The sequence below is a fragment of the Streptomyces sp. FH025 genome (assembly GCF_017427025.1).
Taxonomy (GTDB): Bacteria; Actinomycetota; Actinomycetes; order Streptomycetales; family Streptomycetaceae; genus Kitasatospora.
This window is the reverse complement of the sequence record NZ_JAFLNG010000161.1, coordinates 1-12,533: the sequence shown is the minus strand read 5'-3', so window position 1 is coordinate 12,533 and position 12,533 is coordinate 1. Positions and strand designations below refer to the sequence as shown.

At 71.4% G+C, this 12,533-nt stretch carries 11 protein-coding genes; 2 read left to right on the top strand and 9 right to left on the bottom strand.

Features of this window, described 5'->3' with window-relative positions; genetic code table 11:
• The coding region (locus J0670_RS14285; protein WP_207811928.1) for an SDR family oxidoreductase at positions 1–234 on the top strand (234 nt) is incomplete at its 5' end.
• Between the two features lie 115 nt (positions 235–349).
• On the opposite strand, the gene fahA is transcribed toward J0670_RS14285, so the two are convergent.
• The 7 genes from fahA to J0670_RS14250 all read right to left on the bottom strand — a co-directional run bounded on the left by fahA (position 350) and on the right by J0670_RS14250 (position 9,523).
• On the bottom strand, positions 350–1,573 hold the full coding sequence (gene fahA / locus J0670_RS14280; protein ID WP_207811927.1) for a fumarylacetoacetase: 1,224 nt from the start codon (positions 1,571–1,573) through the stop codon (positions 350–352).
• A complete protein-coding gene (locus tag J0670_RS14275; RefSeq protein ID WP_207811926.1) occupies positions 1,570–2,502 on the bottom strand; it encodes a hypothetical protein in 933 nt (310 codons plus the stop codon). Before J0670_RS14275 ends, fahA begins: the two co-directional genes overlap by 4 nt.
• Complete coding sequence (locus J0670_RS14270) at positions 2,499–3,701, bottom strand: homogentisate 1,2-dioxygenase (protein WP_207811925.1); 1,203 nt, start codon at positions 3,699–3,701, stop codon at positions 2,499–2,501. The genes J0670_RS14275 and J0670_RS14270 overlap by 4 nt, the downstream gene beginning before the upstream one ends.
• Positions 3,702–3,818: 117 nt before the next feature.
• Positions 3,819–5,033: a 4-hydroxyphenylpyruvate dioxygenase gene (gene hppD, locus J0670_RS14265; RefSeq protein WP_207811924.1), complete on the bottom strand. Its 1,215-nt coding sequence runs from the start codon at positions 5,031–5,033 to the stop codon at positions 3,819–3,821.
• A gap of 241 nt (positions 5,034–5,274) precedes the next feature.
• Complete coding sequence (locus J0670_RS14260) at positions 5,275–6,648, bottom strand: phosphoribosyltransferase family protein (RefSeq protein ID WP_207811923.1); 1,374 nt, start codon at positions 6,646–6,648, stop codon at positions 5,275–5,277.
• Between the two features lie 397 nt (positions 6,649–7,045).
• Positions 7,046–8,761, bottom strand: coding sequence for an acyl-CoA dehydrogenase family protein (locus J0670_RS14255; protein WP_207811922.1), 1,716 nt, complete (start codon positions 8,759–8,761; stop codon positions 7,046–7,048).
• A 171-nt stretch (positions 8,762–8,932) separates the two neighbouring features.
• A complete protein-coding gene (locus J0670_RS14250) occupies positions 8,933–9,523 on the bottom strand; it encodes a PadR family transcriptional regulator (protein ID WP_207811921.1) in 591 nt (196 codons plus the stop codon).
• Between the two features lie 209 nt (positions 9,524–9,732).
• Here J0670_RS14250 and J0670_RS14245 point away from each other — a divergent pair, with 209 nt between their 5' ends.
• Positions 9,733–10,179, top strand: a complete 447-nt coding sequence (locus J0670_RS14245) for an SPW repeat protein (protein WP_207811920.1) — start codon at positions 9,733–9,735, stop codon at positions 10,177–10,179.
• A 116-nt stretch (positions 10,180–10,295) separates the two neighbouring features.
• On the opposite strand, the gene J0670_RS14240 is transcribed toward J0670_RS14245, so the two are convergent.
• Positions 10,296–11,714, bottom strand: coding sequence for an aspartate ammonia-lyase (locus tag J0670_RS14240; RefSeq protein WP_243437006.1), 1,419 nt, complete (start codon positions 11,712–11,714; stop codon positions 10,296–10,298).
• Between the two features lie 110 nt (positions 11,715–11,824).
• On the bottom strand, positions 11,825–12,533 hold a 709-nt coding region (locus J0670_RS14235; protein WP_207811919.1), incomplete at its 5' end, for a carbon-nitrogen hydrolase family protein.

Sequence of the window (12,533 nt, the reverse complement as noted above, 5' to 3'; positions counted from 1 at the left end):
GGCCCGCGCGAGATCACGGTGAACTCGGTCGCACCCGGCATCGTGGACACCGACGTCAACGCGGCCTGGCTGCGCGGCAACGCGGAGGCGGAGGCGTACGCGGCCTCGCTCGCCGCGCTCGGCCGGGTCGGGCAGCCGGAGGACATCGCGGACATCGTCGCGTTCCTGGCATCGGACGACGCGCGCTGGATCACCGGGCGAACCGTCGACGCCACGGGCGGGGCGGGGTTGTAGGCGGCGGTGGAAAAACGGATGACAGCTGACAGATGATGAAATCTGTCAGCTGTTATCCGTTATCTGTTATCCGTTATCTGTTACTCGTCATACGTCATCCGTCGTCCGCGAGCCGTCAGCCCCGCACCCGCCCCGTGACCTCGCCGAATCCGACCACCGCGCCGTCCGGCCCCGGAGCCGTGGCCGTGATGACGACCTCGTCACCGTCTTCCAGGAAGGTCCGGGTCGTCCCGTCCGGCAGCTTCAGCGGCTCCTCGCCGTTCCAGGTCAGCTCGATCAGCGCGCCGCGGGTCTCCGGCTCCGGCCCGCTGACCGTGCCCGAGGCGAACAGGTCGCCGGTGCGCAGCGAGGCGCCGTTCACGGTCATGTGGGCCAGCTGCTGCTGCGCCGTCCAGTACATCGTGGCGAACGGCGGCCGCGAGACCGGGTGCCCGTTCAGCCGCACCTCCATCGCCAGGTCCAGGCCCCAGGGCTCGCCGCCCCGGTCGTCCAGGTACGCCAGCGGCTCGACGTCGCGCTCCGGCGGCGTGACCCGGGCGTGCTGCAGGGCCTCCAGCGGCACGATCCACGGCGACACCGAGGTGGCGAAAGACTTGCCGAGGAACGGGCCGAGCGGCACGTACTCCCAGGCCTGGATGTCGCGCGCCGACCAGTCGTTGAGCAGGCAGACGCCGAACACGTGCTCGCGGAAGTCGTCCAGCACCACCGGCCGGCCCAGCTGCGAGGGCGTGCCGACGACGAAACCGACCTCGGCCTCGATGTCCAGCCGCCGGCTCGGCCCGAAGGTCGGCACGGCGTCGGCGGGCGCCTTGCGCTGCCCGAACGGCCGCACCACCGGCGTGCCGGAGACGACCACCGTGCCCGCCCGCCCGTGGTAGCCGATCGGCAGGTGCTTCCAGTTGGGTGTGAGCGGCTCCGAGCCCGGTCGGAAGATCCGGCCGAGGTTGGTCGCGTGGTGCTCGGAGGCGTAGAAGTCGACGTAGTCGGCGACCTCGAACGGCAGGTGCAGCTCGACCTCGTCCACGGGCAGCAGCGCCGGTGACACCGCCTCCCGGAAGGACTCGTCGGTCAGCCAGGTCGTGAGGTCGGCCCGCACCCTGGTCCAGATCGAACGGCCAGCCGCCATCAGCGGGTTGAGCGAGTCCGCGTCCAGCAGCACGGACGGCGCCCCGGCGGCCCGGGCGGCCGCCCCGGCGTCCAGCACGAACTCCCCGACGCGCACGCCGATCCGGCGCCGCCCGGGGAGGTCGGCCGCGGTGAAGACGCCGTACGGCAGGTTGTGCACGCCGAACGGCGAGTCCTGCGCGCTGGCGAGCCAGCTGCTGGGGGTGGTGCTCAACGGTCCTCCTGGGGCAGTGGATCGGGCGACGACAGCAGGCCGAGCGCGGCCAGGTCGCCCAACGGCTCGGCGATGCTGCACGTGCCGAACGCGGTGAACGAGTTCCGGATCACCGTAACCTGACGTTCGGTCAGTGCGTGCGCGGCCTCGGCCAGCACCTCGCCGTCGCGTTCCGCCAGCACCGCCACCGCGGCCGCGGGGTCGGTCTCCTGCGCGGCCAGCAACACGTTCAGGAAGCCGTGGTGCTCGAAGCCGGTCCGCGGGTCGGTGTGCCGGACGGCGTTGTGCAGCCCGGCCGTGCACTTGTACGGCAGGCCGCGCCGCGCGCAGCCGGTGAGGAAGGCGGCCAGCTCCTCCTCGTCCGGGAACGCCTCCGCCACCAGCCCGCCGGTGCGGAACTTCGCCCGGTAGGGGCTGTCGACCAGCACGTCCAGCGCCGCGTCCAGCCCGTCCCCGTGCAGGAGTTCGCGCGGCAGCTCGACGGCGGCCGGGACGTGCGGCGGCAGTAGCCGGTCCAGTTCGGCGACCGCCTCGGCCGCGTCCCGGGTGGCCAGTTCGACGCCGGCCAGTTCGAACCGCGCGGCGGCGGCGAGCGCCGAAGCGAGCTCCGTACTGCCCCCCGGCAGTACAAGCCCGATCCTGAGCGGCGCGTCGCCCGCCCCCACCGCACCCTCCGTGTCCGCGGCACCCTCCGCGGACACGGCGTCCTTCACCACCGCGCCACCCGCCGCCACGGCGTTCAACTCGCCCAGCCGGCCCGCCCCGCAGAGGAACGGTCCGACCGCCTCCACGTACCAGGCCGCGCGGTGCGCGCGGTGCGCGGGCACGGCCTCGGCGACCGGCATGTTCCCCGGGGGGAACACCGCCGCGTCGTCGAAGAGCCCGCGGAACAGTTCGGGGATCACGCCCCCCGGAGGCAGCGTGCTCATCGCCCGGGCCCCCGACCAGACCAGGTCCAGGCGTAGTTGGCGTCCTCGCTGGCCCGCCCGCCCTCGCCGAGCTCCAGCGGGCGGAAGGTGTCCACCATGACCGCCAGCTCGTCGAAGAACTCCACGCCGATGCTGCGCTCGTACGCGCCCGGCTGCGGCCCGTGGGTGTGACCGCCCGGGTGCAGCGAGATCGAGCCCTGGCCGATGCCCGAGCCCTTGCGGGCCGCGTAGTCGCCGCCGCAGTAGAACATGACCTCGTCGCTGTCCACGTTGGCGTGGTAGTACGGCACCGGGATCGACAGCGGGTGGTAGTCCACCTTGCGGGGAACGAAGTTGCAGATCACGAAACCGTTGCCCTCGAACACCTGGTGGGCCGGCGGCGGCTGGTGGACCCGGCCGGTGATCGGTTCGAAGTCGCTGATGTTGAAGGCGTACGGGTACAGGCAGCCGTCCCAGCCGACCACGTCGAAGGGGTGGTGCGGCACGGTGTAGCGGGTGCCGGAAACCCCGTTCGGGCCGCGGTGCTTGACCAGCACGTCGACGTCCCCGGGGGTGTCGACCACCAGCGGCCCGACCGGCCCGCGGAAGTCCCGCTCGCAGTACGGCGCGTGCTCCAGCAACTGCCCGTACTTGGACAGGTAGCGCTTGACCGGGGTGATGTGGCTGTTCGCCTCGATGCAGTACGCGCGCAGCGGCTCGTCCCCGGAGGGCACCCAGCGGTGGGTGGTGGCGCGCGGGATGATCACGTAGTCGCCCTGGCCGACCTCGATCGAGCCGAAGACCGTCTCCACCGTGCCGGCGCCGGACTCCACGTACACGCACTCGTCGCCGAGCCCGTTGCGGTACAGCTCGCTCGGGGCCCCGGCGGCCACGTACGAGATCCGCACGTCGGCGTTGCCGAGGACGAGGCGGCGGCTGTTCACGACGTCCGCGGACTTCCACTCCTGGTCCGCGAACAGCTCGTGCAGCTTGAGGTGGCGGGGGAGCAGGGGATGGTTGGGCACCGTGGACTGGTCCGGCAGCTCCCACGGCACCGCGTTCACCACCGCCGAGGGGATGCCCCGGTGGTAGAGCAGGGACGAGTCGGAGGAGAAGCCCTCCTCGCCCATCAACTCCTCGTAGTACAGCCCGCCTTCGGGTGTGCGGTGCTGGGTGTGCCGCTTGGGCGGGATGCTGCCCAGCTGCCGGTAGTACGCCATCTCCCTGCTCCTCCTCGACCGTTCGTCAGAGTTCTCCGACGTTCACAGGTTGCCCGTTCACGGGTTGCCTGCTCACGGGTTGCCCGCTCGCAGGCCTCCCGCTCGCAGGCCGCCTGCTCACAGGTTGCCGCGACGGTCCTGCTCGCGCTCGATGGACTCGAACAGCGCCTTGAAGTTGCCCTTGCCGAAACCCAGCGAACCGTGGCGCTCGATGAACTCGTAGAAGACGGTGGGGCGGTCGCCGATCGGCTTGGTGAAGATCTGCAGCAGGTAGCCGTCCTCGTCGCGGTCGACCAGGATGCCGCGCTTCTTCAGCTCCTCGATCGGTACGCGCACCTTGCCGATCCGCTCGCGCAGCTCCGGGTCGTCGTAGTACGCGTCCGGGGTGTTGAGGAACTCCACGCCACGCGCGCGCAGCACGTCCACGGTGGTCAGGATGTCGTTGGTGGCGAGCGCCATGTGCTGGCAGCCGGGGCCGGTGTAGAACTCCAGGTACTCGTCGATCTGCGACTTCTTCTTGGCGATGGCCGGCTCGTTGAGCGGGAACTTCACCCGGTGGTTGCCGCTCGCGACGACCTTGGACATCAGCGCGGAGTACTCGGTGGCGATGTCGTCACCGACGAACTCGGCCATGTTCACGAAGCCCATGACCCGGTTGTAGAACTGGACCCACTCGTCCATCCGGCCCAGCTCGACGTTGCCGACGGCGTGGTCGAGGGCCTGGAACAGGCGCTTGGGCGAGCCCTCCGGGTGGGTCACGGAGCTCTTCGCGGTGACGTAGCCCGGCAGGTACGGGCCGTGGTAGCGGGAGCGGTCGATCAGGGTGTGGCGGGTCTCGCCGTAGGTGGCGATGGCCGCGCGGCGCACGGTGCCGTTCTCGTCCGAGACGTCGTTCGGCTCCTCCAGTACGGTGGCGCCGCTCGCGCGGGCGTGCTCGATGCACTTGTCGACGTCCGGGACCTCGAGCGCCAGGTCGACCACGCCGTCGCCGTGGCGGCGGTGGTGGTCCAGCAGCGGGCTGTCGGGCTGGACGCCGCCCTTGATCACGAAGCGGCAGGAGCCGGAACGGAGCACGTAGGACTTGCGGTCGCGGCGGCCGGTCTCCGGACCGGAGTAGGCGACCAGCTCCATGCCGAACACGACCTGGTAGAACTGCGCGGTCTGGGTGGCGTTGCCGACCACGAAGACGACCGCGTCCTGGGCGGTGACCGGGAACGGGTCGGCGGCCGCGTCGTGCTCGACGAGGCCGACGAGGCGGCGCAGCTGGTCGGTGTCGAGACCGGCCTCTCGCTCCTCGGGGGTCAACTCAAGGGCGTGGGACTGCGGGGTCATCGCTCGTTCCTCCACTCTGGGGCCTCGGCTCTGAGGCATCCGCTGGATCACGTGGATCCCGGCCGCACGGCGAACGGGTGGGCCGTGCGGTTGCGCAGAGCTTGCTCCTGTCGAGGTGGTTGGGCAACAGGTCGATTTTTCACTGCTCAATGTGTACAAGCTGGTCAGGAAATCCCGGCTCCGGCTGCGCAAAATGCGCTGCTCATCGGGGGTTGTCGCACGAATTCTGCGCAACCGACCATCAGGGTGTGCCGCCGGTGCGTTCGGGTCGGGGAAGGTGTCGCAGGAACCAGTCCGCGGCCAGCTCGGCGACCTGGTCCAGCGTGCCCGGCTCCTCGAACAGGTGGCTCGCGCGCGGCACCACCACCAGCTCGCTCTCACAGCGCAGCCGGGCCTCGGCCTGCCGGTTGAGGTCCAGGACGGTCGTGTCCAGGCCGCCGACCAGGAGCAGCGTCGGCGCGCTCACCCGGCCCAGTACCGCGGGAGCGGCGAGGTCCGGACGCCCGCCCCGGGAGACCACGGCGCGCACCACCGGGCCCAGGTCGGCGGCGGTGTGCAGCGCGGCGGCGGCGCCGGTGCTGGCGCCGAACAGGCCGAGCGGCAGGCCGCGGGTCTCGTCGAGCCCGTCCGGCCTGTCCAGCCGCCCGGCGACGGCGGTCAGCCGCGAGCCGAGCAGTGGTACGTCGAACACCTTGCGCCGGTCCGGTTCCTCGGCCTCGGTGAGCAGGTCGAACAGGAGGGTGCCGAGACCGGCCCGGTTCAGGTGCTCGGCGACGTACCGGTTGCGCGGGCTGTGCCGTCCGCTGCCGCTGCCGTGTGCGAAGACCACGATCCCGCGTGCCCCGGCCGGGACGGTCAGCCGACCGGCCAGGTGGACCCCGGCGGCGGGCACGGGCAGCACCAGCTCGCGGTCGACCTCGGCGTCGTGCCCCGACCGTTCGCCCCGTTCACCCCGTTCACCCCGTTCGCCCCAGGCCTCGGCCAGCAGCCGCAGCACCTCCTCGTCCTCGGTCTGCGAGAAGTCGGAGTAGAACTCGCCGATCGCGAAGAACGGCGACGGCGTGTCGACGCAGACCAGCTCGTCGGCGACCGGGGACAGCCGCTCCGTCCAGTCCCGGGGCGCCACCGGGACGGCCAGCACCACCCGGGCCGCCCCGCGGGCCCGCACGATCCGGCAGGCGGCCAGGGCGGTGGAACCGGTGGCGATGCCGTCGTCCACCACGACCACCGTGCGCCCGCGCAGCTCTGCGGGCGGACGGTCGCCCCGGTAGCGCCGCGCACGGCGCGCCAGCTCCGCGCGCTCGCGCCGCTCCACCGCCGCCAACTGTTCGTCGCTGACCCCGGCGAGCCCGATGACCTGCTCGTTCAGCACCCGGACGTCGTCCTCGCCGATCGCCCCCATGCCCAGCTCCGGCTGGTACGGCACACCGAGCTTGCGGATCACACAGATGTCCAGCGGCGCGCCGAGCGCGCTCGCCACTTCGGCGGCCACCGGCACTCCGCCCCTGGGCAGCGCGACCACCACGGTGCCGGGGCCGGCCAGGTGGCCCAGGCGGGCGGCCAGCCGCCGGCCGGCGTCGGTGCGGTTGGCGAAATGGGTTCCGGTGACGTGCATGACACGGCCTCCGAGTTCCACCGTACGCCGGTTGGCGCACGCGGATCCCGTCCGCCTGGTGGTCTTGTGGAGCCGACTTGTCGAGCCGCCTCGCACGGCCGCCTCGCACGGCCGCCTCGCACGGCCGCCTCGCACGGCCGCCTTGTAGGGCCGCCTTGTAGGGCCGCCTCGAAGGGCCGCGAGCCCGGGAGCGCGGCCGGGATCGGGACGGGACGGGGCGGGGCGCAACCCCAGGGCGGCCGGGACGGCGGGCGGCGTGCGATTACGGGCGTGCGAATCCGGGGGCGAGTCCGGGCGTGCGGGTCCGAACGTGCGGGTCCGGGGCATGCGAGTCCGGGGGTGCCGGTCCGCCGACCGGCACCCCCGGGGTCCTGCTGGTGTCGCCGTTCCCTACGGCCTACGGCCGCATCTCGTACGCGCCCGAGAGCGCCTCGACCCGGGCCCACACCCTCGCCGCGCGCTCGGCGTCCGCGACCGGGCGGCGCACGTTCGCCAGCGCCCAGGCGGCCTGCTCCTCGGTGGCGGAGGCCTTGCCGTGCAGCTCGGTCGCGTGCGCGGAGAAGTCGCGCACCAGGGCGTCGAAGATCCGGTCCAGCACGTCGCCACCCTCGTCGGACGCGGTCAGACCGGTCAACTCGGCCTGCTCCAGCACCAGCTGGCCGTAGACGATCAGCGCGAACAGCTGGCCGATCTCCAGCAGGAAGTCCAGGTCCGCCTGCTGCTCCCGGCCGGGCGCGTGCTTGAGCAGCAACTCGCAGAAGCCGTCGGCCTGTTCGCGGAAGCGGGCGACGTTCGGCAGCTGCGCGTGCCGGTCGTAGGCCGTGCGCCAGTCGTGGAAGCGGATCGCGCCCAGGCCACGGGCCGGGCCCTGGTGGAACAGGAAGGCGTCGTCGGCGGCGTCCAGCCGGGTCGGCACCGGAGCGTAGTCGGCGGGCTCGAAGAGGTAGTTGCCCATGAACTTGAGGATCAGCGCCAGGTTGACGTGGACAGTGCCCTCCAGCTTCGGCAGGCCGCGGATGTCCTTGGCGGCCTTGTCGAAGTAGGTGTCCGCCTCGAAGCCCTTGGCCGCGATGACGTCCCACATCAGGTCGATGACCTTCTCACCCTCAGTGGTGACCTTCATCTTGGTCATCGGGTTGAACAGGAGGTATCGGCGGTCCTCGGGGGAGGCGGTGCGGAAGTAGTCCACGGCCCGGGCGCTGAACAGCTTCATCGCCACCAGGCGGACGTACGCGTCGGTCAACTCCCGCCGCACGTGCGGGAAGTCGGTGACCCGCTTGCCGTACAGCACCCGGTTGTGGGCGTGCGTGACGGCCTCGTACATCGCGTGCTCGCAGATGCCTATGGAGGCGGTGCACAGGTTGAACTTGCCGACGTTGACGGTGTTCAGCGCGGCGTCGAAGGCGGCCTGCCCGGTGTGCAGCACGTCCTCGGCGCGCACCGGGTAGTCCTCCAGCCGGAACTCGCTGACGTACATCTGGGCGTTCACCACGTTCTTGACCAGGTGGTACGCCTCGTGGCGGCTGTCGGCGGCGAAGAAGACGTAGCCTTCCGGGCCTTCGACGTCCGAGCGGCGGCCGAAGACCGAGACCAGTCCGGCCACGTTGCCGTTGCCGATGTAGTACTTGGAGCCGGTCGCGGTGAAGCCGCCCTCGCCGTCCGGGGTGAGGATCAGGTCCGTGGAGTAGATGTCGGCGCCGTGGGTGCGCTCGGACAGTCCGAAGGCCATGACGTGGCCCTCGGTCAGCAGCCTGGCGGCGCGGGCCCGGACGGCCTCGTTCTCGCTCTGCCAGACCGGGCCGAGGCCCAGGATGGTGACCTGCCAGGTGTACCAGTAGCCGAGGCCGTAGAAGCCGAGGATCTCGTTCAGCTCGGCGATCCGGGCGGTGTCCCAACGCTTGTCGGGGTCGGCCGCGGACGGGGTCAGGAACTCCGCGAACAGGCCTTCCCGCGCGGCGAATTCGAGGAAGTCGCCGTACCAGGCACGGTCGACGTAGGTGTCGATGAGCGCCTTCTTGCCGCGGGACTCGAACCAGTCCACGGTCGCGCGCAGCAGGCGGCGGGTCGGCGCGTCGAACTGCGCGGGGTCGTAGGTGCGCGGGTTGAAGAGCATCGGGGGCTCCCGGGGGTCGAGGGTATGGGGGCTCTCAGCGAACGGATTTGAGGAAACAGACTTCGGCGAACGAGCTTCAGCGGGCGGAGCTACGGTGAGCGGGTTTCAGCAGACAGAGTTCAGCGAACGGATTTCAGAGAACAGATAACAGATAACAGATTTCAAACTTTGTTATCTGAACTCCGGGTCCTGAACCCCGCCACCGCCACCGCCACCGCCCCCGTCCGCGAGCCGGCGCAGGGTGGCGAGCACCTCGTCCAGCCAGGCGAGGGTCATCCGCTCGTACTCGATGCCGCCGCGCAGGACCACGTACTGGAGCTCCTGCGCGGTGTCGAGCGCGGCGAGGTCGGGGAAGTCCCGCTGCTCGCCGTGCAGGTAGCGGGCGAGCAGGGCGGCGTGGCCCTCGCGGTGCCGTTCGACCTCGGAGATCAGCGCGGCCGGGTCATCGAAGGCGGCGGCCCGGATCTTGACCGCGAGCTCGTGCCGCACGGTCTCCGGTTCGACCGGTTCCCGCAGCCAGTCGGCCAGCGCGGCCCGCCCGGCCCCGGCTGCCGAGTACACCTTCTTGTCCGGGCGGCCGTCCTGCGCGACCTCCTCCGCCGCGATCCAGCCGTCCGCCTCCATGCGCCGCAGCACCCGGTAGATCTGCTGGTGGGTCGCGGTCCAGAAACGCCCGATGGAGCGGTCGAAGCGCCGGGCCAGCTCGTAGCCGGAACCGGGCTGCTCCAGCAGCGAGACGAGGATCGCGTGCTCCAGTGCCATGCCCGCATCCTGCTATGCAACGAATTGCATAGGCAATGGGGCTCCGGAGTGTTGAGACGCAGGTCACCGGCGTGATCGGAAGGTTACCGATGATTCTGGACAATCAGGTGCAAAACATTGGATAAGCGCCACAATGGGTACGGGGCAAGCGCCTTCCAGGTTCCGGACCACAGGAGGTGGTATCGGTGGCAACCCATATCCCGACGGGCATGGAGCACCATCCGGACATCGTCGAACTGAGAGAACGCTACGAGCGGGTCACCTCGACCCCCCGGGCCCAGGGCATCGAAGCCCTGGCCGTACTGGCCGGCATCTTCCTGGCAGCATCGCCGTGGATCGTCGGCTTCACCGCATTCAGCACCCTGACCGTGACCTGCCTGATCGTGGGCCTGGCCTACACGGTGCTGATGGCCGGCTACGGTTCGGCCTACGAACGCACCCACGCGCGGGCCTGGGCGGCCACCGTGCTCGGTGCCTGGACGATCATCTCCCCCTGGCTCGTCTCCGGATCCGTCGCACAGGGCAAGAACATCGTGACATGCGTCATCGTGGGCGCCGTGATGTTCCTGCTCGGCCTCGCGGCGATCTCGATGGCCACCATGACGTCGAACGGAGCGTCGATGCGGCGCGGCCGGGCCGGCCGCGCGAAGGGCTGAGCTTCCCCGCAGCCCGGGGCCGGGGCGCGGAGGGCCTGAGTGCCCACCGCGCCCCGGTGCCCGTCCGCTGCACCTCGGACGTACGGCCGACGTACGTCCGTCGGCCGTACGGGGCGCTACGGGTGCGTCATCCGCAGCACGTCCAGCGCCTCGTCCAGCTGCGCTTCGGTGAGCCTGCCCTGCTCGACGTAACCGCGCTCGACCACCACCTGACGGATCGTCTTCCGCTCCGCCAGCGCCTGCTTGGCGACCTTCGCCGCCTCCTCGTACCCGATGTACCGGTTCAGCGGCGTCACCACCGAGGGCGAGGACTCCGCGTACTCGCGGGCCCGCTCGACGTTGGCGGTGACGCCGTCCACCGTCCGGTCCGCCAGCAGTCGGGCGCTGTTGGCCAGCAGCCGCACCGACTCCAGCACGTTGCGGGCGATCACCGGGAGCATCACGTTCAGCTCGAAGTTGCCGCTCGCGCCGGCCAGCGTCACCGTCGCGTCATTGCCGACCACCTGGGCGGCGACCATCAGCACCACCTCGGGCAGCACCGGGTTCACCTTGCCCGGCATGATGGACGAACCGGGCTGCAGGTCCGGCAGGTTGATCTCGCCGAGGCCGGTGCGCGGACCGGACCCCATCCACCGCAGGTCGTTCGCGATCTTCGTGAACCCGACCGCCACGGTGCGCAGCTGGCCGCTCAGTTCGACCAGCGAGTCCCGCGCGCCCTGCGCCTCGAAGTGGTTCCGGGCTTCGGTCAGCGGCAGCCCGGTGGTGCGGGCGACCTCCGCGATGACCGCCTCGGGGAAGCCGGGCGGGGTGTTGATGCCGGTGCCCACCGCCGTTCCGCCGAGCGGTAGTTCGGCGACCCGGGGGAGCGTCGCCAGCAGCCGTTCCCGCCCGTGCCGCACCTGCGCCGCGTAGCCGCCGAACTCCTGGCCGAGGGTGACGGGCGTGGCGTCCATCAGGTGTGTGCGGCCCGACTTCACCACCTGCGCGAACTCGGCGGCCTTGCGCTCCAGCGCCTCCGCCAGGTGCTCCAGCGCCGGGATCAGGTCGTGCGTGACGGCGGCGGTGGCGGCGATGTGGATCGAGGACGGGAACACGTCGTTGGACGACTGGCTGGCGTTCACCTGGTCGTTCGGGTGGACGGGCCGGCCCAGTCGCTCACCGGCCAGGGTCGCGATCACCTCGTTGGTGTTCATGTTGGACGAGGTGCCCGAGCCGGTCTGGAACACGTCCACCGGGAACTGGTCGTCCCAGCGGCCCTCCGCGACCTCCTCGGCCGCCGCCGCGATCGCCTCCGCCGTCTCCTCGTCCAGGACCCCGAGGCGGGCGTTGACCCGGGCGGCGGCCGCCTTGATCCGGGCCAGCGCGGCGATGTGCGCGCGCTCCAGCCGTTGGCCGGACACCGGGAAGTTCTCCACCGCCCGCTGCGTCTGCGCCTGCCACTTCGCGGCGGCGGGCACCCGCACCTCACCCATCGAGTCGTGCTCGATCCGGTACTCCTGCGAGTCGTCCCGCGCCATCTCCTGCACATCGGCCATCGCGCGCTGCACCTCCTGTACGGGCCCGCTCGGCCCGGTTCCGGGTTCTACGATCACGACAGCCGCGCACGGGCCCCGGGTATTTCCACCCGGAGTCGGTGACCTTCGCGCTACGGCCGGGCCAGGACGGTGCGGGCGGGCTCGACGCGGGCGAGTTCGGTGTGGACGAGTTCGCCGCGGACCAGTTCGCCCGGTTCGGTGCCGGCCCGGGCCACCGGCTCGCCGTCCGGGGACCAGAGACCGGAGCCGCCGGAGGTCGCCGGGAACTCGCCGCTGGCCCCTGCGCAGGTGGAGAGCATGCCCCAGATCCCGTGCGCGGTGGTCCGCTCCCGCAGGTGGCCGTCCCGGCGCTCGGCCTGGGCCGCACCCGGGCCGTACAGCGTGGAGGCGACGTAGGCGTCGATGCCGAGCGCGGCGGTCTCCTCGGCGTGCGTCGGGTCGGCGGCGTCCGCGCAGATCGCGAGGCCGAGCCGCAGGCCGTCCAGTTCCAGGACGACGGGCTTCGGGCCCGGGGTGAACCGGTCGAACTCCGGGCCGTGCAGGCGCATCTTCCGGTACACGACCTCGGCGCCCTCGCCGGTCACGGCCAGGGTGGCGATGGACTCGCTCCCGTCCGCCTCCAGGACCGGCGCGCCGACCAGGGCGACGGCACCGGCGGCGGCGCAGGCCTCGACCAGCGGGGCGAGGCGGTCGTCCGCCGGGTCGACGGCGGGGGCCGCCAGGTCGTAGCCGGTCAGCGAGAGCTCGGGGAAGACCACCAGCCGGGTCCTGGCCGTCCGGACGGCCTCGGCGTGCCGCTCGACGTTGACGGCCAGGGTG

What these genes read in the sequence shown, in the direction of transcription:
- hppD (WP_207811924.1), bottom strand. Translation starts at nt 5,033, where the DNA reads ATGACCCCGCAGTCCCACGCCCTTGAGTTGACCCCCGAGGAGCGAGAG.
- J0670_RS14255 (WP_207811922.1), bottom strand. Translation starts at nt 8,761, where the DNA reads ATGCTCTTCAACCCGCGCACCTACGACCCCGCGCAGTTCGACGCGCCG.
- J0670_RS14275 (WP_207811926.1), bottom strand. Translation starts at nt 2,502, where the DNA reads ATGAGCACGCTGCCTCCGGGGGGCGTGATCCCCGAACTGTTCCGCGGG.
- J0670_RS14250 (WP_207811921.1), bottom strand. Translation starts at nt 9,523, where the DNA reads ATGGCACTGGAGCACGCGATCCTCGTCTCGCTGCTGGAGCAGCCCGGT.
- J0670_RS14240 (WP_243437006.1), bottom strand. Translation starts at nt 11,714, where the DNA reads ATGGCCGATGTGCAGGAGATGGCGCGGGACGACTCGCAGGAGTACCGG.
- J0670_RS14260 (WP_207811923.1), bottom strand. Translation starts at nt 6,648, where the DNA reads ATGCACGTCACCGGAACCCATTTCGCCAACCGCACCGACGCCGGCCGG.
- J0670_RS14270 (WP_207811925.1), bottom strand. Translation starts at nt 3,701, where the DNA reads ATGGCGTACTACCGGCAGCTGGGCAGCATCCCGCCCAAGCGGCACACC.
- J0670_RS14245 (WP_207811920.1), top strand. Translation starts at nt 9,733, where the DNA reads ATGGAGCACCATCCGGACATCGTCGAACTGAGAGAACGCTACGAGCGG.